Raw genomic sequence first — 24,345 nt, forward strand, 5'->3', positions numbered from 1 at the left:
AGCAACTAACCAACTATTAATACCAACTTTTATACTGTTCACCCCTTTACTATTAAGTGAAGGGGTGATTTTTTAAATACTCACAGCTTCTTTTACTTTTGATAAAAACATTTTACCAGATGATTTACCTAAACGAATAATAATTAAATCTTGACTAGGCACAATATATATTATCTGCCCTAAAATACCTAGAGCATAATAATCATCTGAACATTCATTGCTATACCACTGATATTGATAACAATCATTCATTTTATTAGGAGTAGTTAATTTATTTATCCATTTTTCTGAAATAATTTGTTCCCCATTAAATCGTCCTTTATTCAATACCAATCTAGCTAATTTGGCTAAATCAATTGCAGTTGTATTTAAACAACAAAATGCTTTAGTGTTTTTACGAGTTTTATCATCTAAACTCCAGGTAGCATTATTTTCCATTTGTAATGGTTTCCATAATTTTTCCTCTAAATATTTACCCAATTGTTTATTTGATACTCGTTCAATAGCTATACCTAATAGCGTAGTACAAACACTTTGATAATCATGATAAGTACCAGGCTCATGAATAAATTCCATACTTGAAATTTGTTTCATTTGATTTTTCCCATAATACAACTTACTAACCTCATCAAAAGGACTACTGTATGTTTCATTAAACTTTAAACCAGATCGCATATTTAATAAATGTTCTATAGTTAATTTATTAAATGTTTTATTAGCTTCTGAAAGCTCAGGGATATATTTGGTAATTGGATCGTTTACATTATTAATTAGACCTTCATCTAAAGCTATACCTACTAATAAAGACGTTACAGATTTAGATACCGAAAAGATATTAGATATTGAATCTCTTTTATATCCTTCGTAATACTTTTCAAAAAGTATGGCATCATCTTTTATAACTAAAAAAGCTGTAGCTTCTGTTTCTTTATCTAAAAAATCATCAATAAAATGTTCTCTTTCATTTTCTAAAACCTTTATGTTCTTTATTTTTTCTGATAGTTTAGAATTAGTACTATCTTTAAAATAAAACACTTCTTCTCCTTTATTCACTTCAGTATAAGGGAATATTTTGTGATCATCAATATCTGCTTTATAATACCGAATCATTCTTCCTATGTGGCAAGATTGTAAAGTTAAAAACATTAAAAACAGTAGCACTTTTTTAATCATTCTAGTAAGTTTTAAAATTAATTTATAGTTTCAAAATTAATTTCAAAAACCTTAAAAATGTTTGATTTTACTAGCTGTGTGGTGAAACGCTACTTATTTGTGGTAATTGGTAATTTAGATTTTATTGAAGTTTGTAAATTTCTAGATACAGGAATTTTTTTTCCGAAACCTATATCAATATAAAGTTTTTTATTTTCTATTTTAAATTGTTTAAAATGATTGGGATTTATTAAAAAAGAACGATGAGTTTTCATTAAAAACGTAAATGATTTTTCTAACCCAGATAGTGTTTCTCTAAGTGTTTTTTTCTTTAAAATATTTTTTTCAATGAAAAAAACGTCAACATAATTATCAGATGAATGAATAAAAACTAATTCATCCATATGTAAAGTAATAAGATCATACTTTCCCTTTCCTTTAATGATTATCTTTTTCTTATCAGTTTTAATTTCATTCTCAAAAAATTTACCCATTACATATCTTCCTATAATTATAAAAGGAAGAATTATAGCTAAAGCTGGAGCATAAATCCATTTAAAATAATGGTAATACTCATAAGTATCAGGTTCATTATATGCTACAATATTTTTGTAAAACAAAAAGTTAATTCCAAAGCCAACAACAATCATAAGTACAATAAAAATCAATTCATTTTTTACACGCCAAACACTATTTTTAAATTTGTTTTGATACAAAATAGGCAAACAATAACATATTCCTTGAATTACCCCATAAACAGGAAGAAAAATTAACTTTTCAGTAGTTGTAAACTTATGAATATCAAAAGGCTCAGCAAAAAACAAGAAAACAAAAACCCAAAGACACAAAATTATCCCTAACAATAAATGATTTTTAATATTTTTATTTAAAGGATATTCTTTCTTCATTTTCTTTATTTATAATTTCAAAACTAACAATTAGATTATTTATTAAGATAACATCTGCCTATTTTTTATTTCATTATTTTTGCTTGACTCCATCAAAATTTAAAATTATACTCTTGATAAAATATATTACCTCTCGTTCAGAAATTTCAGAAAAATCAATTCAAAACACTATTGAACTATTAAATGAAGATTGCACTATTCCATTTATAGCAAGATATAGAAAAGAAAAAACAGGAAATTTAGATGAAGTTGAAATAGGTCAAATTGTTCAATTAAAAGAACAATATGAAACTTTAGAGAAAAGAAAAACTACAATACTAAAAGCTCTCGAAGAACAAGAGGTATTAACAAATGAGTTAAAGCTAAAAATTGAAAACACCGAGAGTCTTACCACTCTTGAAGATATTTATCTACCATATAAGAAAAAGCGTAAAACTAAAGCAGAAACTGCTCGTAAAAATGGATTAGAACCTTTGGCTAAAATGATTATGAGTCAACGTGTGAATGATTTAGAATTCACAGCATCAAAATACACTTCTAATGAAGTTGAAACCACTGAAGATGCTTTAGAAGGAGCACGCCATATTATTGCTGAATGGATAAACGAACGAAGTGATATTAGAAATAACATTCGTTACCAACTAGAGCGTTTTGCAATTATCTCAACTAAAATAATTAAATCTAAAAAAGACGAAGACGGTGCTCAAAAATTTAAAGATTATTTTTCTTGGGAAGAAAACCTAAGTCGTATCCCGTCTCATCGCTTATTAGCAATATTACGTGCAGAAAAAGAAGGCTTTATTCGTATAAAAATTGAAATAGATAACGACCGAGCACTTCAAAAAATAGAAGATCGAATAATTCGTTCTCATAATGAGTGTGCTCAACAAATAGAATTAGCAATCTCAGACTCTTATAAACGTTTATTGTTTCCTGCTCTTACTAATGAAACAATGAGTATAGCAAAAGAAAAAGCTGATGAAAATGCTATAAAAGTATTTGCTAAAAATTTACAGCAACTTTTACTTGGTTCCCCTTTAGGTGAAAAACGAATTTTAGCTATTGACCCAGGTTTTAGAACTGGATGTAAAATTGTTTGTTTAAATAAACAAGGTGATTTATTACACAACGAAACTATTTTCCCTCACGCTCCTCAAAATAAAGCTACCGAAGCTATAAAAAAAATTAGTACACTAGTAGATGCTTATAAAATAGAGGCTATAGCTATAGGAAATGGAACAGCTTCAAGAGAAAGTGAGCAATTAATAAAACGAATTCATTTTAAAAACAACATAGAAGTTTTTGTAGTAAGTGAAGCTGGTGCATCTATTTATTCTGCTTCAAAAATTGCTCGTGATGAGTTTCCTAATTACGATGTTACTGTTAGAGGGGCAATTTCTATTGGCCGTAGATTAGCAGACCCATTAGCTGAGTTAGTAAAAATTGACGCAAAATCAATTGGTGTAGGACAATATCAGCATGATGTTGACCAATCTAAACTTAACAAATCATTAGACACTATTGTGCAACATTGTGTTAATAAAGTTGGTGTAAATATAAACACAGCAAGTGCATCGTTATTAAGTTATGTATCTGGTATAGGTACCAAATTAGCAGAAAACATTGTAAACTATAGAAATGAAAATGGTGCATTTAGCAATAGAACTGCTATAAAAAAGGTACCTCGTTTAGGAGGGAAAGCTTTTGAACAATCTGCTGGATTTTTACGAATTAAAAATGGAGATAATGTTTTAGACGATTCAGCGGTTCACCCAGAACAATATTCTTTGGTTAAAAAAATAGCTAAAGATTCTGGAAATAATATAACAGAATTAATAGGAAATACTTCTGCATTAAAACAAATAAAATTACAACAGTACGTTACTGACTCTTTTGGGTTACCAACACTACAAGATATTATTAAAGAGTTAGAAAAACCGGGATTAGATCCAAGAAAAAAAGCTAAAGCTTTTAGCTTTAACGAATATATAAAAACTATTAATGACCTTAAAACAGGGCAAATTTTACCTGGTATTGTAAATAATATTACAAATTTTGGTTGCTTTGTAGATATAGGCATTAAAGAAAGTGGTTTAGTTCACGTATCAAACCTATCAAATACCTTTGTACAAGATATTAATGAGCATGTTAACTTACAACAACATGTTCAAGTTAAAGTTTTAGAAGTAGACATTCAAAGAAAACGTATTCAATTGAGCATGAATTTTTAGTAAAACTGTAAATCTTATTCTATAAATATATTTTTAATCAAAAAGTAAGACGCAACCTGTCTTACTTTTTGATTTACTTGCTCCTCTTTTTTTATCTAATCATTTAAAAATCTTCAAAATAACTGTAATGAAATTGATAAATTATATAATAATTTATTAAATTTAGTACTTAAGTTAAAAACCCCCATGTGTACATTAAAAATAATAGTTTAATAGTACCATTTTATTTACAAAAAAATGGATGAAAAGAAAATACAGTTATTAGAAGAATCTCTTGCACTTGAACGAAAAGCCCGTAAAGAGGCTGAAGCAATAATGAAGCAAAGATCATTAGATTTACATGATAAGAATCAAGAGTTAGAAGAAACTAACCAAACCCTTTCTAAAGTTATTAATGAAAAACAAATTGAGTTAAACAATTTGTTTAAAACAATTATTGATCCATACATTTTAATGGATTTGTATGGTAATGTTTTAAAAATGAACGATGCTTCTATCGATTTTTTTGGAATTGATAATGAAAAGAATCCTTTCAATGTAATGGACACCCTATATGAGGAAGACATTGAATATGCTATGAATTCATTTCAAGAATTTTTAGAAACTGGGATTTTTAGAAATTTTCAAGCAAGAATTTACAACAATCTAAAAGAAATAAAATGGGTGGATATTAATTGTAATGTAGTGTATGATACTGAAGGAAATCCAACTTTCGCTCAAGGAATAATTAGAGATATTACTCAACAAAAAATCCAACAACAAGTTTTTGACGAACAAAAAAATCAATTAAATGCTATTGTCGATTATTCTTCATTAGGTATTGTTTTAACAAAAAAAGGAGAAATTATAAAAAGCAATAGAGCTTTTCAAGAGTTACTAAATTATACTGAAGAAGAACTTTTAGCTTTATCTGTTGGTGATATTTCTTTAAAAGAAGACAAAGAAACATCTGAGTTATACATGAAAAAGCTTGATAACAATGAAATAGAACATTTTTCTATTAACAAACGTTATAGAACTAAACATGGCACTGTAATTTGGGCAAAAACAAATGTTTCAACTATAAAATCTAAACGAGAAAAAAACAGTTATCAAGTAGCTGTGGTTGAAGATATAACTGAAGAACTTCAAAATCAATCTCTCCTTAAAGCATTGAACAGCTTAATGTCTTCAATATTAGGAAAAACTGATATTTACGACATTGCATGGGAAATCTCTGAAAGAACAACTGAACTTTTAAATTTTGAAGATTTAGTAATTTACTTATTAGATTATAAAACTGGTAAATTAAAACAAATTGCTGCACACGGTGGTAAAGTTGAAAAAAGAAAAATTATACAAAACCAACTAGAAATTAGTATAGGAGAAGGAATTGCTGGTTATGTTGCCAAAACTGGTAAATCAGAAATTATTAGCGATACCTCTAAAGACAAAAGGTATTTAGTAGATGATAAAGTACGCCTTTCTGAAATTTCAGTTCCTATTATTGCAAACAACGAAATCATTGGGGTTATTGATTCTGAACACTCCAATAAAAACTTTTATACAGATTATCATTTAAAAACATTAGAAACCATAGCTAATTTAGCTGCTACTCAATTAAAAAACGCACTTAATTTACAACTTCGAATTGAGGCAGATATTGAAAATAAAGCATTGCTAAAAAGTTTAACTAAAAGCAACCAAGAATTAAAAGATTTTGCCCATGTAGTATCACATGATCTTAAATCACCTTTAAGGAGTATGAATGCTTTAGCTAGCTGGATTAAAGAAGAAAATGCTAAAACTACCAATCAAGTAATTGATGACGATATTAATTTACTTTTAAAGAAAATTGATAAAATGGAACATTTAATCAATGGTATTTTAAAATATGCTAGTATAGATCAAGTTAAATCTACCAAACAAAAAACAGACCTTCATAATCTAGTAAAAGATATCATAGATACTATTTACATACCTAAAAACATTAAAATAAATATTTTAAACAAGCTACCTAAATTAGAAGTTGAAAAGTTTAGAATATATCAATTATTTCAAAATTTAATAAGTAATGCTGTAAAGTATAACGATAAGCAAGAAGGAATAATAAACATTACTTGTAAAGAAGAAGAAGAAACCTGGTTATTTAGCGTTCAAGACAACGGAATTGGTATTTCTGACAAATACCATAAAAAAATATTTGAAATTTTTCAAACTTTAGAAAAAAGTGAAGATTCAACAGGAGTCGGACTATCTATTGTAAAGAAAATAGTAGATATTTATGAAGGGAAAATTTGGCTTACTTCAAAAATAAATGAAGGTACTGTGTTTTATTTTACACTGCCTAAATAGTTCTTTTTTCTATTTTTACCCCCTACCATTCTATTTAATTAATAGTTTTCTTCTATTTAATTTAATAAAAATTAAATTAAAACTTTCTCTTATCATTAAACACATGCATTTGAACGAAAGTTAACTTCTCTTCATCAATATAACTTATCTAGCTCAACCTTTTTTTTTAATTTCATTATTCACAACCCTTAACTATAAGAAAGCATTTTGATTCTAAAAGTTAGTAATATACTGTTATAAAAACCTGAAGAATGGATTATCATAAAATACGATTTTTAGAAGAATCTCTTGCTCAGAAAGATGCTGCTCTTAAAAAAGCACAAGAGGATATTAAAAAGATATCTTTAGATTTAGATTACAAAACCGAAGAACTTGAAACTACTAGACAAAACCTATCTTCAATTGTAAACAAAAAACAGCTTGAAATAAATAGTTTATTTAAAAGTATTATTGATCCATATATTTTAATGGATCTTTTTGGTAATGTTATTAAAATGAACAAAGCTTCAATTGATTTTTTTGGTGCGAATAATAACATCGAATCATTTAATGTAATGGATACTCTTTTTCATGATGATTATGAATATGCCATGAAATCTTTTTATCAATTAATTGAAAAAGGTACTTTTAGAAATTTTAGAACAAGAATTTATGACAAACATAAAAATCTTAAATGGGTTGATATTAACTGTAATATTGTATATGACCACAAAGGAAACCCTACTTTGGCTCAAGGAATTATTAGAGATATTACCAAACAAAAACTACAACAAGATATTTTTGATGAACAGAAAAAACAATTAGATGCAATTGTTGAACATTCTTCTATAGGAATTGTATTAACTCAAGAAGATAAAATCATTAAATCAAATAAAGCTATTCAAAAATTATTAGGTTATACCGAAGAAGAATTAACCACACTAAGTATGTCTAGTATTATAGAAAAAAAAGAAATTGACAATGAAGAAGTTAGTAATACCTCCACTAATAAATGTTATCGTTCAAAAAGTGGAAAAACAATTTGGGCAAAAACAAACACCTCAGTTATAAAAACAACTCACAAAAACAACTATCAAGTAGCCTTAATTGATGACATTACAGAAGAATTACAAAACCAGTCTTTACTTTTAGGTTTAAATAGTTTAATGTCTTCTATTTTAGGAAAAACAAACATTCACGAAATTGCATGGGAAATAACAGCAACTTCTGCAAAGTTATTAGGTTTTGAAGATTGTGTTATTTATTTATTAAACTATAAAACGGGTAAGCTAGAACAAATTGCTGCTTTTGAAAATAAAATTGACGCTAACAACATCATAACAAATCAATTAGAAATATCAATTGGTGAAGGCATTGTTGGTAGTGTAGCAAAAGAAGGCAAATCAGAAATTATAAACGACACCTCTAAAGATAAAAGATACATTGTAGATGATAAAATTCGTTTATCCGAAATTTCTGTTCCAATAATTGCAAACAATGAAGTTATTGGTGTTATAGACTCTGAACATTCAACTAGAAATTATTTTACAACATATCATTTAAAAACATTAGAAACCATTGCTAATTTAGCTTCTTCTCAGTTAAAAAATGCTCTTAATTTACAGCTTCGAATTGAAACTGATAAAAAGAACAAAGCATTATTAAAAAACTTAACTTCAAGAAATAAAGAGTTAAAAGATTTTGCACATGTAGTATCACACGACCTTAAATCGCCTTTAAGAAGTATAAATGCTTTAGCAAATTGGATTAAAGAAGAAAACACTATTCATCCGAATAAAATCATAGATGAGAATACGAAATTACTTTTAAAAAAGGTTGACAAAATGGAATATTTAATCAACGGTATTTTAAAGTACACAAGTATTGATCAGGTAAACTCTAAAAAACAAAAAACTGATTTAAATGGCTTAGTTAAGGATATTATTGATACTATTTATGTTCCAAAAAATTTTACCGTCAACATTTTAAATAAATTACCAAAATTAAACGTAGAAAAATTTAGAGTATATCAATTATTCCAAAATTTAATAAGCAATGCTGTAAAATATAACGATAAGCAAACTGGTATCATAAATGTGAAATGTAAAGAGGAGCAATCTCATTGGCAATTTAGTATTGAAGATAATGGTATTGGTATTTCAGATAAATACCACAAAAAAATATTTGAAATCTTTCAAACTTTAGAAAACAATGAAAATTCAACAGGAGTTGGACTCTCCATAGTAAAGAAAATAATAGATATTTGTGAGGGGAAAATTTGGCTAACCTCAAAAGTTAATGAAGGTACCATCTTTTATTTTACGTTACCTAAATAAAAAAGAAACTATAAAAGCCCACAGGTATCTGTGAGCTATTTATTTACTGAAAAAATTTCTTTTAATTGTTTTACCATGTTTCCATTTCCTGAAACAGTAATCTCTCCTATTTTATCTGCTATTTTTTCTACATATTCCATTTCTTTCAACTTGTATAACATCTCATTATCTTCCATTAATTTGGCAGTGTTTAATAAACTTCTAGTAGAAGCTGTCTCTTCACGTCTTGTAATAATATTAGCTTGCGCTTTTTTCTGCGCTACTAGAACTTGATTCATAATTTCTTTCATATCACCTGGTAAAATAACATCTCTAATTCCACAATAAATCAATGTTACTCCTAAAGCCTTTGTGTTTTTAGAAACTTCCTCAAATACAGCATCACCAATATCTTCTTTTTTCTCTAATAACTCATCTAAAGTATATCTACCTACATAAGACCTTAAAGCTAGTTGCATTAAAACATACAATTGCTTTTCAAACTCCTTATTTGCTAACAATGCTTTTTCGATATCTATAATTTTATACTGTGTATAAAAATTGATTCTAATATTCGCTTTATCCTTAGTTAACAATTCTTGTCCAGAAACCTCTAATTGCAATTGTCTTGTATCAACTTTAGCTATTTTAATAGAAATATCATTTCTCCAAAATCTATATACACCACCAGTTATGGTTTTAGTATATACATCATCTATTAACAACACTGCTTTCTCATACGCAGCTACTTCAAATACTCTTATGTATTTATTTACAGCATAATTTTTAAACAACGCTTTATCTAAATTTTCAGTGATATAAATTTTACTAATATCAATGGTTTGAAAAGTTCTTTTTACTAAACCTTTCCAAAATGTATATCTCCCAGCTTCTAAAGCACGCTTAAAATTATTATTTTCATATACAAAAACTAACTCATTATCTTTTACTTCAATAACCTCTAACATCGCAACCAGCTCTTCATCTTTTAATAAAACTTCTAATGCTAGTGAAATATTAAAATCTTTAGTTAAATCATATGTATTTACATATTGATTAAAACCTAACCAATGCAAGCCACTAGTAATTACTTTTTGATAGTCTCCATTTTTAAAAACTAAGCCTACATTTCCTTGATTAATTCTTACTCTTTTCATTTTTTCTTTTGTTTTTAATTCAACTTCTTTTATAACAATTCATTCCAATAAAGGAGAAACTTGTTCTTTTTTAATGAAAAGTATTGAGTACTCATGCTTATAAAAACACGGAAACAATAATTTTAAAAAAGTCCATATTTTAATTTAACAAATGGATTACAGTTTATACTCAACAATAATTGACTTACTAAATATGAATACTTCACTTATTTAAAAGTTATTCTTTCAAGTACGTTTACAAGTGTTTATTTAAAAACTTCATTAAACACTCAATACTTTTACTTTTTCATCAGTTTTATAAGATGATGAGCTTCCTAAAAAACCTACATTATGAGTGTAGTGCTCTAACCAACTGAGCTACAAAGCCTTTTTTTTAGTGGCCTTGACAGGAATCGAACCTGTGCTAAAACAGATAGTGAAAGTATCTGAATTCACTAGAACCGAAATCTAGCGCGTCTACCGTTCCGCCATCATATATGAAATATGAGTGGGATTCGAACCCACATGAATTTTGGAGATTATTTTTTGGCTAATAATCAAACCTTCAAGTCAAGTTACACATACAAACTCAATACAAAACTGTAAAATTGTATACAATGGTGCTATACAGAAACACGCAACAAGACTTACTTGATATTTTAATGTCATTAAAATGAAGTAATGAAGAAGTTCTTTAACAGGTTACTTCATTTCACTTCGTTACATTCGTAATGACCTTTTCATTTTAATATGTTAATGAACTTCTTTAATTTGCCTCATCATACTCCATGTTATGATGAGGTCTATCATCTTTTTTCTTTTGCAATTCTCCCACTTTTAACGGCGTTCTTTTTCAATTACTATGCAAATATTTAACACAGCTACGTAGTCTTTTTGCGTAATTAAAATATTTTTGATTTTTTGTAGGAATAGCAAGATTCGAACTTGCATCTTTAGAATCGTACTCTAAAATTTTATCCAATTAAACTATACCCCCTTTTTTAATAATTACTATTTTGATTAATATTCAAATTTTGTAAACCTGATAGGATTTGAACCTATACAACAAGAATCAAAATCTTGTATGCTAACCATTACATCACAGGTTTCTCTTCTAGAGAAAGAAATAAATCTTTATTCTTTATTAGTACGGGAAGAGAGACTCGAACTCTCACATCTTTCGATACTAGATTCTAAATCTAGCGTGTTTACAAATTTCACCATTCCCGCATTTAATTTTGTCTGAGAAGTAGGGCTCGAACCTACAGCCTCCTGCATCCAAAGCAGGTAAACAACCAATCGTTATCTTCCCAGTTTTGCAGTACTGACGGGATTTGAACCCGCAACTTTCCGAGAGACAGTCGGACACACTAGCCATTGTGCTACAGTACTATTTATATAAGTGATAGAATCCAAATCTAATAAGTTGTCTAATTACTCCACACTTTCTTTTATTAAGTCATTGCGAATGAAATGAAGCTATCTTTTAATAGATTCCTTCTTCGTTCCTCATCGGAATGACACATTTTATTATTTGATCAATTCTCAAACAAGTTTCAATTACTTCAATCATCGAGACAAGGATGAGATTACTTCGTATTCTCATCTAATCTAGAATTGGATTTCCGTAATTCTCAAACAAGTTTGGATTACCTCAATCATAGAGACAAGGATGAGATTCGAACTCATAAAAAACGGAGTTGCAGTCCGCTGCCTTTGCCATTCAGCCACCTTGTCGTTTTATTCCATAAAAAAAGCATCTCCTTAACCGGAGATGCTTTACAATTATGTATGAATGTATAATTAGCTTATATCATCATAATATATCTCCTTTTTAAAATTGAACTCCTGATCATCACATAGTATACATAGGCTACTCGGTAAGCGAAACTCGAAGTAGTTTTGTTTTATATGTTGTGAATACTGTTTCATTTTATGTTCTTATTTTTATTTTTAATAGTATATCTAGTCAATATCAAAACAATAATTTCTCTTGTTTTGATGTTGCAAATATGTAACACATTTTTTAATTACACAAGGAAAAAATAAACTTAAACCACTGATCTACAAGTGTTTAATTTGATCTTATCCACTAGGAATCCTGTCCGTTATTTAACGGATAATAAACTTTCACACAATAGTCTGTCTCTCAATTGTTTGTTACTTTTTATTATTTGATTTTCTTAACTAAAACATTTTTATTTTTTTTCATAAAAAAAGCGTCCAATTGTTAATTGGACGCTTTGTATTGTTCTGTGATTAATTTAAAAGTATTAAATCACTGTTTATTTTTACATACATAACATCCTTTTCGCCAAATACTCGGGCGAAAATCAAATGAACAAAGCTGTATTTGCTCTTTAGTATGTATATATTTTAATTCCATTTCTTAATTATTACTGCAATATTACTCTTTTTTAGTTTATGATAGACCAAACCAACTCTAATTTAGCACCAAAATAAATAAGATTTCATAAAAAATGATAAACATTTTTTTGTTTCTAAACGATTGTTTAGATTTGTAATGTATTAAAACTTAATGTCTAGAAAAAAGCAATATATAGAAGAAGAGGTTATAGACAAAGCAATGCGATTGTTTTGGAGGAACGGTTATGAAAATACTTCTATGCAAATGCTTGAAAAAGAAATGGGGATAAATAAATTTTCTATTTACTCTAGTTTTGGTAATAAACATGGTGTTTTTATTAAAAGTATAGAGTTATACAAACGTAAAACAAACAAAATGTTTACTAAGTTAAAAGAGGAGAATAATGGAATAAACGACATTAAAACGTTTTTTTATGATTCTGTTGATGTTTGTTATCAAGAAGGTAATCATAAAGGTTGTTTAATGACTAACACTTACAATGAATTTTCAAATAATACTGATTCTGAAATAAACAAGTTAATTAACTTTTTTATGAATTCATTAAAAGAGATATTTATTCAAAAATTAAAAGATGAATCAAAAAGTAGTGATATTATTTTGAAAGAAGCTAATTTTTTACTCTTGGCAAAACATGGGTTAGCTGCTGCTACAAGAGTTAACAATAAAAAAGAGATATCTGATTATATTGAAATGATATTTAAAAATATTTAGACATTTTTTTTACAACAAAACTAAACGATCGTTTAGTTTTATAATTAAAAACCAATAATTATGAGTACATTAAAAATTCACACCATTGAAACAGCTCCTGAAGGAAGCATAAAACTATTAAATAAATCATTAAAAGCTTTTGGTATGGTACCCGGATTACATGGCGTATTAGCCGATTCACCAGAAACATTAGATGCCTATCAAAAACTACATGAATTATTTTCAAACTCCTCTTTTAATAATGAGGAACTAACTGTAGTTTGGCAAACCATAAATGTAGAACACGGATGTCATTATTGTGTTCCTGCACATACTGGAATAGCTCATATGATGAAAGTTGATAAAAATTTAACTGATGCGTTAAGAAACAAAACTGCTATTGCCAATGAAAAATTAGAAATACTAAGAAATACAACTTTAGCTATAGTTAGAAATAGAGGTAGAATTTCTGATGCAGATTTGAAAGCATTCTTTGATGCTGGCTATCGTCAACAGCAAGTCTTAGAAATCATTTTAGGCTTAGCACAAAAAACAATTAGTAATTACACTAATCATATTGCTAACACCCCTATAGATAAACCTTTTAAAAAGTTCGCTTGGGAAAATGAAATGCAAAAATAACACGAATAAAAAACCACATTAAAATAAATAATGTGGTTTTTAGTTTTAAATCATTTCTTCTTTTTCTTAGATTTTTTATCTTTTTTCTTAGATTTTACTTTCTTCTTTTTGGGCAATTTCCCCTTAATACGCTTTTCTTCTTCATCAATAGTATATGAAAATTCACTATTAAAACTGTGCTCTCTAGCTTTAATAACGCTTTTTAACGCCTTTTTGTATTTCTTTTTGGTCTCAAATAAAACTGCTTTTTTTAAATACAACACCGCTTTATCTGATCCCTTTACCCCCAAAGCAAAATCTATTAGCTTTTCTGCCTCTTCAAAATCTTCATTCCATAATAGCACATTGATGTAATTAGGATAAATATTAAATGCATGAATGTTTTCAGCTAAAGCCTCTGCATAATATTCTTTTGCTTTGTGATAATTGTATAATGCTTCGGCATGAATTCTCCCCATTAAACATAAGGCAATCGTGTTTTTTTCATCATATGCTAAAGCATATGTTAAAGCTTCAATTGCTTCCTCTAAATCATACGGATAAGCATCTAATGCTTTAAATATGTAATTGTTTGCTAATGTTCCCATATTATTTTCTTGTTTGTCATTTTGAAGAATCATCTAAATTTGTTAATCTATAGAGAGATTACTTCTTTACCCTTCGCTACAATCGCAATGACGTTTTATATTGTTATTCTAATTGTTTTCTTAAATCAGTTTTTAGTTGATTCCGTTTTGTTTTAAAAGATTTCAATTTCTTTTGTTGTTTAAAATCTGAACCTGTAAATGTTCTAGTAGGATTTCCTCGTTCTAAACTTAAATGATTTTCCCATTCGTTCTTTACCGATTCTTTTAACTGACCGATATTATGATCTGCTATTTTTTCTTTTAATCGTTGTATTGCAGTCTTCTTATTTTGATGTTGTGAACGACCATCAGAGACCAATACTTGAACTCCTGTTGGTATATGTTTTGCTCTAACAGCAGAACTTACCTTGTTTACATGTTGCCCACCAGCTCCTGAACTTCGAATTGCTTGAAATTGAATATCGTTTTCGTTAATTGTTTTTTCTTTATGTTGATTCAATTCATAACAACCAATAAACCAGTTTTTACGTTTATGATATTTTCTAAAAGTTGAAGTTCCAATCCATTGAATAGATCCTAACCAGTTTTTTAAAAAATCAGAAAGTAGTTTTCCTTTTAACTCAACAGTTACAGATTGTACTGTTCCATTTTCAATTCCATTAACTTTATGCAACACTGTATATTCAATGTTAGCTTCTATTAATTCTTTTAAAAATATTTTTAAAATTTTTGCAACTACCCACGCACATTCTGATGGGCCTTTAGCTGCTGTTATTTGTATTATTTTTGTGTCCATTATTTCTTATTATTTATACTAATCCCTTTATTACAATGCTTGCGTTAGGGATTGAAGCGGCATCCTTTTTATAGCTTACATAAATTAGCGCCATTGCGAGGGACGAAGCAATCTGTTTATTAATTATAAGATTGCCACAGTTTACAAAACAGTAAACTTCGCAATGACAGCTATAAAAAGATATAGCGTAAAGCGCGACCTTAAGGTAACGCTCAAAGAATGCTATTTATCCATTCTTACAATTTTCGGCGTAAAGGTTCCTAACACTTCAACCAGTTCTTGTTGATTTGCCATTACTTTTTTAATGTTTTTATATGCCATTGGTGCTTCATCTACTCCACCTCCAATAAGACTTACTCCATTCATTTTTAATTGGTGTTTGATATCGCTTTTTGTAAATTTCTCTTTACACTTTCTTCGAGAATGTTTTCTACCAGCTCCATGAGAAGCAGAATTTAAACTTTCAGTATTTCCCAAGCCACGTACTATGTACCCAGGAGCTGTCATGGAACCGGGAATGATACCTAACTCACCTTTGTTAGCGGGAGTTGCTCCTTTTCTATGAACAATTAATTCTTGTCCATTCACCTTTTCTTTCCAAGCAAAATTATGGTGATTCTCAATTTTTGCAATTGCTTTTGCTCCTAGTAATTTACCAATTCGTTTATGAATATTATCGTGACATGCTTTTGCATAATCACCCGCTAAATTCATTGCTAACCAATATTCTTGTCCGTCATGAGTATTCAAATCTAACCACGCTAAATGTTGTACATTTTTTGGTAAAGGACATTGTTTCGTTGCTAAATACGTATAATGTTTTGCAATGTTTGCTCCCAATCCACGACTTCCACTATGCGTTAATAATCCTATATATTCTCCAATAGGCAAATAAAATTCATTATTTTCATCTGTAATAGTTACCACTCCAAACTCTACAAAATGATTTCCTCCACCTGAGGTTCCTAGTTGATTATATGCTTTAATTTTTAACCGCTTTAACAACGGTATATCTTGAAACTCGGTACGTTCAAATATTTCATGATCATGCTTCATTTTGTGCGTTTCATACATTCCGAATTTAGTATGCTCAGACAATATATTTTCCAACTGATGAACTTTCCCTTTTAAATAAGATGCTTTTACTGGATATACTGTTAAACACATTCTACAACCAATATCAACTCCTACTCCATAAGGAATCACGGCATTTTCTGTGGCCAATACACCACCTATTGGTAAACCATATCCTGCATGCGCATCTGGCATTAAAGCTCCTTGTACAGCAACTGGTAATTTTAAAGCGTCATACAATTGGTATTTTGCTAAATCGTCAATTTCATTTTCTCCATAAATACTAAATGGAACCCTAGTGTTTCGTAATTTGTGCATTTGTACCTCAACAGGTTTTACCAAACCTTCTGCAACTTTACCCCAAATAGCATTTCCCTGATATTTTTCTGGTGCTAACAATACTTGCTTTGCTTCCTCTAAAATGCGTTCTTTCTTTTCTCTTTTACGATATCTATTAATTTGCCCTAAGGCTATATTTATACTATTATTTTTTGGAAACCCTAATTTTATTAAGTCCTTTCCTTTTAATTTATTTCCCATGATATGTTGTCATTTATAATATCCTGTAAAGGATACTTTTTAAGAGCATTCAACTGTTTAGTTACTTGAAATTTTTGCTTGTGTTCTTGAGGAGTTCTCCAATAATTTTTCCAATAACTCTCTTGCCAAATTTCATAATAACCACTTTTATACAATTGTTGTTCTAAAAGATCTAACTCACTTTCAAGTTGAGGATCAATTCTTTTAGAGTGTGTTATATATGCTCTTGTATATTTAATTTTATAAGCTCCTTTTGGAATTCTTATATAAAATCGTTTTTTTATTTTTTTGTTTTCGTTTCTAAAAGAGAATACCGTACACATAGCTTGCGCCTTATATGTTAATCGATTAAATTGTTTTTTAGATATGGTTGGAAATTCTTTATATATTAAGTGTTTTGAGATTTTATGAAACCACTGTTTATCAGCTTTTTCTTTTGTTCTACCCCAAAAACTTTTTTCTATACAATCGTACAACTCTAAAATAGCCGCCTTGTTTTTATAGCGTTCTACATTTTCTGTTATTACAATTTCTTTAAACCAACCATGTCGTATAGGTTCTTTTAATTTTATGTACCCTAATTCTTTAATTTTTTGATAAATCTCTCTTTGCCTCTTTCTTATAATTCGAATGGCTTTCTGTCTTTGTTCTTTGATGTGTTTTGGTTTCAATGAACATATATTTAACTATTTATCACCTATCGGAAATAATTATTAACTCGTATGTTATTTGAAAAAGAGCATAAAAAAATCCGAAACTTTTTGGCTTCGGACTTTTCATATATAGGATAATTCTTATCTATGTGTGAAGAAAGTCGCGAAGCATGTGCACACAAGAACCTGGTTCTATTAGTGTACTTATGTTTAATTGGTATTTGAACATGTTACTTCGTTTTATAATTGTTTTGTTGCATAATTGCGATGCAAACTTAGAATCTATTTTTGAGTTACACAAATAAAATTAATACTTATTTTACTAATTGTCAGATAGTTACACCTAAGTTTAAGAAATGAAAATCCTGTCCGCTCTTTGCAGATTATTTAATGAACTGATACTTTGTTATGTACATTTTGTACTACACGATTCAAAGTGGGTTTCAGGTTTTAAAATTTTTTATAAAAAAAAAGCGTCCAAAAATTAATTTTGGACGCTTTTGCTTTTATACTGTGAATTTCTACCTAAAATACAACTCACGAAGTCGCTTATTTGCGTCCTGATATGTGAATTTTAGTATTGTCATAGGTTTAAATTTATGTTTTATTCTTTAATTTATAAAATATATAAGAGAATTTTAACTCTTAGTAATCTTGTTTTTTCTAGGAATGCCTATGGCATTGTAAGTATTTCTACTACTTTTCCATACACATTTTTAGTCCATCCGTTAATTCTACCATGATTGTTACCTATTTGTAACCCTCTTTTATCATTTTTACCTTTTACAAGATGTGTAAAGCAGTTTCCACGAACTTTACAATAAACGATATCTCCAACTTCACATTGTTCCCAATTAATAGGTTTCAATTTTACTGGTTGTTTAGATTTTAAAAGAGGTAACATAGAATTACCTGGTTCTTTAGAAATAATGGTTTCACCATTAGTTAATTTTTGAATTTTCCAATTCATATTATTATATTTTATAAATTATGTAACGCATTATTGTGTTACATATCTCATAAAATGATATAAGAACCTGTCAATGAACTGATGCAAAGATGCAATAAATTTTAATAAGCTAAAAATTTAATTTAAAAACGGCTCTACAAAACCAATAAATTCTAAATTTTCTTTTTTCCAACGAGCTCCATGTCCTGACGCTATTCTTATCTCATATACTATTTCATGTTTGTAATGATAATAAACATTCCACCATGTTTTATTTTTTAACATCCCAGCTAATAAATCTCTTACTTTTTCTTCTTTTTCAGCAGGATTTCCAATAGCCTTTCCCCAAAAACTATTTGTGGTTCTTTCTGAATGCTTTTCAAAAGCTCTCACTGCTTTTGAAATCTGTGTATTATAAAACTTAAAGCTTGCATTGTACACTTCCTTGTTTATTGGCGGAATTGCTTTTTCATCTTTAATTGTTGCTGATGTAATTCTTTGCCCTAAAACTATAAGGAAATCTTTAATTTTTACTTCCTCTAATTTTTGAATTAATTCAGGTATATTCTTTTCTTCTATTAAAAACTGAAATTTATTAAAGACCAAGATTCTATCAATTTTTATTTCTTCTTCAAAGTAGGGCTGCTCATATTTTTCGAGAAAACATTCTTGAGAAAAATAATTCACAATATTTGATGCTATCGTTTCAATATGCTCATCCTTACATTTCAATAGGTAATGTTCTTCGTTTTCGCACAAAAACAACCTTTGTATTTCTTTTAACTTATATAATACATTTTCTTTTTCCATTTTTTTTTACTAATAGGTGATCAAAAAAGAATAATTTACAGGAATTAAAACATCAATAATATTAGTCCAGGATTTTGTTTTATCTAAAATCCAAGCATCAGAACTTACCCCAATAAAATTGCTGTTTACTAAGAATTTATCGGGATTGTTCTCTTGTATCACTTCCCAATTATACCCTTTTTCATTTGCATATTCCGTTAACTTTGTTTTCATGCGTCCACTATTAGAAACTGGAGCATCAAATACCCAAACAACTTTTAAAACGCTATACTTTTTAAAGAACTCAGCAAAAACTTCAATGGCTTTTTCAGTTTGACGTACACTTTTATAGGTTCCATATAAATTCGATAGATCTCTATACGCTCCATCTCTTCCTTTAAACACATAGGCTTCTGATAGTATACTTTCTAATAATATTAACTGATTAAATCCGTCAATAATTAATGTAGTTCCTTCTAAATTTTCAACGGATATTTTAGTCTTTTCTCGATGCACAACAGCATTTTCACTTGCCGCCATTCCTTTTATTGCTTGTTGTTGTCTTTTATTCAACTTATAACGATTTCCTACTAATTCACAGGAAGAAGATTCACCATAACCACGTTCTAATAAAAAAGACATGTCAAGTACCGCTTCTTTTATTTTTCGTTGCATAAATACTTTTCCAAATAAATAATCGTCTCTTCCTTCTTTTCCTCTATTTTTTGACATTAAGTGTATAGTATTTTAATTAAAAATTGAAGAAGCAAAGTCTCAAACTCTGCTTCCCCATTTTACTATAAATAAGATCTTAATATTCCCACCAAAGTGTTTTTCTATACAGTGGAAATTCTATTTCATAGCCTTCAACTTGTTTTCTTAAAACAGTTTTACATTTTGTTCTGAATTGTTGTCTCAAGAACCTTCTGTACTCCCAACTATTACTTTTCCAATAAATTTTAGCTGATTTTGTACGTTTTTTTCTCTTATGATATCTTTTGAAATTGTAATACTTCTTGTTTGTGTACGATTTCATTTTGTATTAAGTTATTAATTAAAACTTAATACAGTGTTCCTTTTTTAATTTGCATATTTGTTTATTAGATTGAATAATTTCTACAAGATTTACTTTCTAACTTTGGATTATGTTTTCTACACATTACTTCTAGATGATATTCGATGTTTTTTTTATAATTAACTTTAATACTACACAGTAAAGGGGTTAATTTATAATTATCACTATCGATTTTTTCTTTTTTATGTAGAAGAATATATACACTCGAAATTTCATTTACACATAAATCTATTTTAGCTATTTTATTTTTAAATTTTTTATTAAAACGAGTAATTAAAGGAGTAAACTTAGCATTTTCTGGTATCATTGTTTTTGCTAATAAATCAATTTTTATTTCAAAACAGTTATTTTGTATCATTAAACTATATAATTTACCGATTCCCCAATATCCATTTACATCGTTATTTCTACTTATAAAAGAGTTTAATAATCCACTTGCTATGTTTTTAAGTTTTTTTTCCATTTTTTCTAAATTCTTCTATTTGATAAATAAACTCTTTAAGTTTTATATCAAATTTTCTTTTACTCATGCTTAGTGAACTAATAATCTCATTATTGTTTAATTCTTTTTTTGCTATAACTTCCCATATCTTTGAAGCATCCATTGGATCAATCAAAAACTGAATATAAATTTCAAGCCCTTGTGAATGTTTCCATTGCATCTTCCAGTGTTCATCTTCCCACCATTCGTTTAAAGAATCGATGAGTATAATATTCCAAGTCTTAATATTTAATTGCTTTTCTACTTGTACTTTAAAGCTCATCTCTTATTATTTTGTCTTCTTTTATTCTTCCAAGGTGCATTTTTTTGCCAGTCTCCTGCCATAATACCCCCATAAGGCACCACCTCATCAATAACTTCACCTAAACCAAATTCTTCCATTTGGTTACGCACACTCTCTGCATTTTTATAAGCAGAAGGTAATTCCGTAATATCAATTTCATTAGAAAAAAAACGAGCATCTATACCTTTGGTTTCTTCTTTAAAAATTTCTTCATAAGTTCCTATTTTACTCTTTCTATGCTGTGTTCTACTAACATTTCGTCCAGCTCCATGCGGTGCAAATCCTAAATTACTTTTAGTCGTTTTTCCTTCCACAATCAATACTGGTTCACTCATGTTTAATGGAATTAAACGTGGCCCTGTAATATCTGGCATAAACTTAGCATCTAACGGAGTTGCTCCCTTTGCATGGTAAAACAAATCGCCTTCTTTAAATACAAAATTATGTTCATTCCAATACCTGTTTTCTTTTTCAATTCCTAATTTTTCTAAAGTTGCATCATGTAAAACTTCATGATTTAACTTTGTCCACTTTCTTATAATTTGTAATGCTTCCCAGTAGTTTTCTCCTTCTTCAGTATCAAACGGAATCCATGCATTTTGTTTTAATGTTTGTGGAGACAATTCTTTTCTAAATTGTTCTGCAACTTGCATCCCTCTTGCATACAAATTCGCTCCAAAACCTCTACTTCCATGATGTGTTACCATCATTGTATTTCCTGTTTTTTTAGAAGTACCAATAAATAGAAAGTGATTTCCATCTCCTTGTGTTCCTAAATGGCTTCTTGCAGCAGAAATACATTTTTGAGTATTCAAAAAAGGGTTTGCTTCTATTTCAGCTAATAAATCCATCGGAAAACGGAACTGCGTATTTCTATCTCTACCTCCTGGTCCAAAATGTGTGCTACTATGTGCAGCATCTAACACTTCTTTCGGATCAGCTTTTCCAAAGTCAGTTAACATAACAGAACAACAAATATCAGCACTATGCATTCCTGGATGAATGGCATTATTAGCTACTACTACTCCACCTACAGGGATCGTTCCTGCTGGTCCAGTAGGACAAGCATCTGGCATTATTGATCCATCAACAATCGTTGGAGTTTTCATTAATACTTCCATCGAAGTGATTACTTTATGTACATTCTCTTCTTCTAACTCATTTTCAGCCTTAATATTAATATTAAAACTCGCTGGATTTTCTAACAATGGAATTTCAGGTCCTGAACGAAATTGCTCTAAGTATTCTAATGTTTCTTTTTCTGACAACTCATTTGAGTTTATATATTCCATCGCTTCTGGAAACCATTTTCCTGATTTGAATCCCATTTCAATTAATTCTTTTCCTGTAATTTTAGTTTTATTTTCCATCATTTTAATTTTTTAAGCTCCACAAACTCCTTGTTTTGTGGAGCAATTACTATTGAAAGTTATTTACTTTCTTATGATTCCGGCACAAATATTACATACCATTACGCAATCTTTTTGCGTAGATAAAATTATTTGTTATTTTTATAAAAAAATTAGCCTTGGACTTAAAAAATCGTTTTAAAAACCTTGTTTCAGCTTATACTTCTAATAAAGACTTAATAGATTCTCTATGGAATACTCTTGAAAACAACTACACTGAAAAACATAGAGTTTATCATAATTTTTCTCATTTAGAAGAACTATTTACTTATTTTGACACCTATAAAGTTGAATTAAAGAATGCTGATATAGTTTCTTTTTCTATTTTTTATCATGATATAATCTATAACATTTGGAAAAAAGATAATGAAGAAAAAAGTGCTCTTACTGCTTTAGACCAACTATCAAAGATTAATTTATCATCTGATTTCAGAAAGAGTATTCAGCAACAAATAATTGCCACAAAAACACATGATGCTTTAGATAATGATGCAAAATGGATGATAGATTTTGATTTAGCTATTTTAGGTACATCTTCTGAAGTTTATTCTAACTATTCTAAATTAATTAGAAACGAATATAAACTTGTTCCTAATCTTCTTTATAAAAAAGGTCGTAAAAAAGTTTTACAACATTTTATTAATAAACCTTTTATTTATGCTACTAATGAATTTAGACGCTTATACGAAAATCAAGCAAAACTTAATCTTACGAATGAACTAAATGCTTTATAAATGGCTTCAAATAAAAATGCATTAATCCGCTATAAAACTATTGATCAATGCTTACGAAATACCATGCGAACTTGGACTTTAGATAATTTAATTGAAGCCTGTTCTGATGCATTGTATGAATATGAAGGAAAAGATGTATACGTAAGTAAGCGTACTATTCAGTTAGACATTCAGCATATGCGCAGTGATAAGTTAGGATATAATGCTCCTATTGAAGTATATCAACGGAAGTATTATAGATATTCTAAAGATGATTATAGCATAAAAAACATTCCTGTTACTGATGCTGATGTAAAGGTTATGAATGAAGCCATAGAAATGTTACGTCAGTTTAAAGACTTCTCTTTGTTTAAAGAAATGGATGGTGTTTTACAACGACTGGAAGATTCAGTCTATTCTTCCAATAAAAGTAACAGAGCCATTATTCATTTAGACAAAAATGAGCAGTTAAAAGGTTTAGAGTTTATAGATCCTATATACGATGCTATAAAAAACAAAAATGTAATAAAGATAACTTACCAATCCTTTAAAGCACGACAAGCTAGTGACATGGTTCTACATCCTCAGTTATTAAAAGAATATAATAATAGATGGTTTTTATTAGCTACCCATAAAAATAATTATATAACATTAGCATTAGATAGAATTTCTAACATTGCTATTGAAGAAAATATAGAGTTAAACGATTTACAAATTGATGGCGATATTTTTTATAAAGATGTAGTTGGAGCAACCGTTACTAATTCAAGACCACAACGTATTCAATTTTGGATTGAAAAAAGACATGCTCCATACGTAATTACTAAGCCACTTCATAAATCACAACGTTTAATAAAACGTGTAGAAGATGGTGTAATATTTAACATATTTGTGAAAACTAATTTTGAACTCGAACGTTTGTTATTAGGATATGGAGATTCTATAGAAATACTAAAACCTGAAAAACTAAGAAACCAAATACTTCATAAACTAAAAAACACTATTAACAGATACTCTAATTCTGAAAACAATGAAGGTGACTAAAAAAACTTATTATAATTTTTATATATTTGTAATAGAGGAATTCATGTAACTCTTGTTACAAACTTATTTTCTATCATAAGGAAGACATTGGGAAAATAGGTTTTATTTCTTACGGAAACTCCGTATACCTTAATTAGTAGTAACTAATTGGTGTA

At 28.6% G+C, this 24,345-nt stretch carries 20 protein-coding genes and 7 tRNA genes; 7 read left to right on the top strand and 20 right to left on the bottom strand.

What is annotated here, in order from left to right; all coding sequences use genetic code 11:
• Window positions 1–72: 72 nt before the first annotated feature.
• Window positions 73–1,173, bottom strand: coding sequence for a serine hydrolase domain-containing protein (locus DS884_RS05625; protein WP_093869823.1), 1,101 nt, complete (start codon window positions 1,171–1,173; stop codon window positions 73–75).
• A gap of 89 nt (window positions 1,174–1,262) precedes the next feature.
• Entirely contained in the window at window positions 1,263–2,060 is a 798-nt protein-coding gene (locus DS884_RS05630; RefSeq protein ID WP_113786084.1) for a LytTR family DNA-binding domain-containing protein, read from the bottom strand.
• Between the two features lie 107 nt (window positions 2,061–2,167).
• Between DS884_RS05630 and DS884_RS05635 the strand changes: the two genes are divergently transcribed.
• From DS884_RS05635 to DS884_RS05645, 3 genes are all read left to right on the top strand, one after another.
• Entirely contained in the window at window positions 2,168–4,291 is a 2,124-nt protein-coding gene (locus DS884_RS05635) for a Tex family protein (RefSeq protein ID WP_113786520.1), read from the top strand.
• Window positions 4,292–4,528: 237 nt separating this feature from the next.
• Window positions 4,529–6,625: a PAS domain S-box protein gene (locus tag DS884_RS05640; protein ID WP_113786085.1), complete on the top strand. Its 2,097-nt coding sequence runs from the start codon at window positions 4,529–4,531 to the stop codon at window positions 6,623–6,625.
• A 251-nt stretch (window positions 6,626–6,876) separates the two neighbouring features.
• On the top strand, window positions 6,877–8,940 hold the full coding sequence (locus DS884_RS05645; RefSeq protein ID WP_113786086.1) for a PAS domain S-box protein: 2,064 nt from the start codon (window positions 6,877–6,879) through the stop codon (window positions 8,938–8,940).
• A 35-nt stretch (window positions 8,941–8,975) separates the two neighbouring features.
• On the opposite strand, the gene DS884_RS05650 is transcribed toward DS884_RS05645, so the two are convergent.
• The 8 genes from DS884_RS05650 to DS884_RS05675 all read right to left on the bottom strand — a co-directional run bounded on the left by DS884_RS05650 (window position 8,976) and on the right by DS884_RS05675 (window position 11,792).
• Window positions 8,976–10,076 (bottom strand): slipin family protein, encoded by a 1,101-nt coding sequence (locus DS884_RS05650; RefSeq protein WP_113786087.1) that lies wholly within the window; start codon window positions 10,074–10,076, stop codon window positions 8,976–8,978.
• Window positions 10,077–10,453: 377 nt separating this feature from the next.
• Window positions 10,454–10,545, bottom strand: a tRNA-Arg gene (locus DS884_RS18400).
• Between the two features lie 434 nt (window positions 10,546–10,979).
• Window positions 10,980–11,052, bottom strand: a tRNA-Arg gene (locus DS884_RS05655).
• A gap of 40 nt (window positions 11,053–11,092) precedes the next feature.
• Window positions 11,093–11,164, bottom strand: a tRNA-Gln gene (locus tag DS884_RS05660).
• Window positions 11,165–11,203: 39 nt separating this feature from the next.
• Window positions 11,204–11,285: transfer RNA gene (locus DS884_RS05665), tRNA-Leu, on the bottom strand.
• Window positions 11,286–11,296: 11 nt separating this feature from the next.
• Window positions 11,297–11,369: transfer RNA gene (locus tag DS884_RS18405), tRNA-Pro, on the bottom strand.
• A gap of 5 nt (window positions 11,370–11,374) precedes the next feature.
• Window positions 11,375–11,447: transfer RNA gene (locus tag DS884_RS05670), tRNA-Asp, on the bottom strand.
• Window positions 11,448–11,719: 272 nt separating this feature from the next.
• Window positions 11,720–11,792: transfer RNA gene (locus DS884_RS05675), tRNA-Cys, on the bottom strand.
• Window positions 11,793–12,594: 802 nt separating this feature from the next.
• Between DS884_RS05675 and DS884_RS05680 the strand changes: the two genes are divergently transcribed.
• On the top strand, window positions 12,595–13,155 hold the full coding sequence (locus DS884_RS05680; protein ID WP_113786088.1) for a TetR/AcrR family transcriptional regulator: 561 nt from the start codon (window positions 12,595–12,597) through the stop codon (window positions 13,153–13,155).
• A 60-nt stretch (window positions 13,156–13,215) separates the two neighbouring features.
• The gene (locus DS884_RS05685) at window positions 13,216–13,776 is read left to right on the top strand and encodes a carboxymuconolactone decarboxylase family protein (protein ID WP_093869816.1); all 561 of its coding nucleotides are present in this window, start codon (window positions 13,216–13,218) and stop codon (window positions 13,774–13,776) included.
• Between the two features lie 50 nt (window positions 13,777–13,826).
• Here the strand turns inward: DS884_RS05685 and DS884_RS05690 are convergent, their stop codons facing one another.
• The 10 genes from DS884_RS05690 to DS884_RS05740 form a co-directional block, all read right to left on the bottom strand.
• Window positions 13,827–14,396, bottom strand: coding sequence for a hypothetical protein (locus DS884_RS05690; protein WP_233487116.1), 570 nt, complete (start codon window positions 14,394–14,396; stop codon window positions 13,827–13,829).
• A gap of 70 nt (window positions 14,397–14,466) precedes the next feature.
• Window positions 14,467–15,159 carry a peptide chain release factor H gene (gene prfH, locus DS884_RS05695; protein ID WP_113786089.1) on the bottom strand — a complete coding sequence of 231 codons (693 nt, stop codon included), beginning with the start codon at window positions 15,157–15,159 and terminating at the stop codon, window positions 14,467–14,469.
• A 222-nt stretch (window positions 15,160–15,381) separates the two neighbouring features.
• Window positions 15,382–16,773, bottom strand: coding sequence for an RtcB family protein (locus DS884_RS05700; protein WP_113786090.1), 1,392 nt, complete (start codon window positions 16,771–16,773; stop codon window positions 15,382–15,384).
• A complete protein-coding gene (locus tag DS884_RS05705) occupies window positions 16,758–17,444 on the bottom strand; it encodes a hypothetical protein (protein WP_093869813.1) in 687 nt (228 codons plus the stop codon). Before DS884_RS05705 ends, DS884_RS05700 begins: the two co-directional genes overlap by 16 nt.
• Before the next feature lie 655 nt (window positions 17,445–18,099).
• Window positions 18,100–18,396 carry a phage repressor protein gene (locus DS884_RS05710; protein ID WP_113786091.1) on the bottom strand — a complete coding sequence of 99 codons (297 nt, stop codon included), beginning with the start codon at window positions 18,394–18,396 and terminating at the stop codon, window positions 18,100–18,102.
• Window positions 18,397–18,513: 117 nt separating this feature from the next.
• Window positions 18,514–19,185: a hypothetical protein gene (locus DS884_RS05715; protein WP_113786092.1), complete on the bottom strand. Its 672-nt coding sequence runs from the start codon at window positions 19,183–19,185 to the stop codon at window positions 18,514–18,516.
• Between the two features lie 9 nt (window positions 19,186–19,194).
• Window positions 19,195–19,896, bottom strand: coding sequence for a DUF434 domain-containing protein (locus DS884_RS05720; RefSeq protein ID WP_113786093.1), 702 nt, complete (start codon window positions 19,894–19,896; stop codon window positions 19,195–19,197).
• A gap of 368 nt (window positions 19,897–20,264) precedes the next feature.
• Window positions 20,265–20,702 (bottom strand): hypothetical protein, encoded by a 438-nt coding sequence (locus tag DS884_RS05730; protein ID WP_113786095.1) that lies wholly within the window; start codon window positions 20,700–20,702, stop codon window positions 20,265–20,267.
• Window positions 20,686–21,003: a hypothetical protein gene (locus tag DS884_RS05735; RefSeq protein WP_113786096.1), complete on the bottom strand. Its 318-nt coding sequence runs from the start codon at window positions 21,001–21,003 to the stop codon at window positions 20,686–20,688. The genes DS884_RS05730 and DS884_RS05735 overlap by 17 nt, the downstream gene beginning before the upstream one ends.
• Complete coding sequence (locus DS884_RS05740) at window positions 21,000–22,397, bottom strand: RtcB family protein (RefSeq protein ID WP_410529726.1); 1,398 nt, start codon at window positions 22,395–22,397, stop codon at window positions 21,000–21,002. Before DS884_RS05740 ends, DS884_RS05735 begins: the two co-directional genes overlap by 4 nt.
• Window positions 22,398–22,552: 155 nt before the next feature.
• Here DS884_RS05740 and DS884_RS05745 point away from each other — a divergent pair, with 155 nt between their 5' ends.
• Both DS884_RS05745 and DS884_RS05750 read left to right on the top strand, forming a co-directional pair.
• Window positions 22,553–23,167: a hypothetical protein gene (locus DS884_RS05745; protein WP_113786098.1), complete on the top strand. Its 615-nt coding sequence runs from the start codon at window positions 22,553–22,555 to the stop codon at window positions 23,165–23,167.
• The gene (locus DS884_RS05750; protein ID WP_113786099.1) at window positions 23,168–24,190 is read left to right on the top strand and encodes a helix-turn-helix transcriptional regulator; all 1,023 of its coding nucleotides are present in this window, start codon (window positions 23,168–23,170) and stop codon (window positions 24,188–24,190) included.
• Window positions 24,191–24,345 lie beyond the last annotated feature (155 nt).

The sequence above is a fragment of the Tenacibaculum sp. E3R01 genome, assembly GCF_003318185.1.
Classification (GTDB): domain Bacteria; phylum Bacteroidota; class Bacteroidia; order Flavobacteriales; family Flavobacteriaceae; genus Polaribacter; species Polaribacter halocynthiae.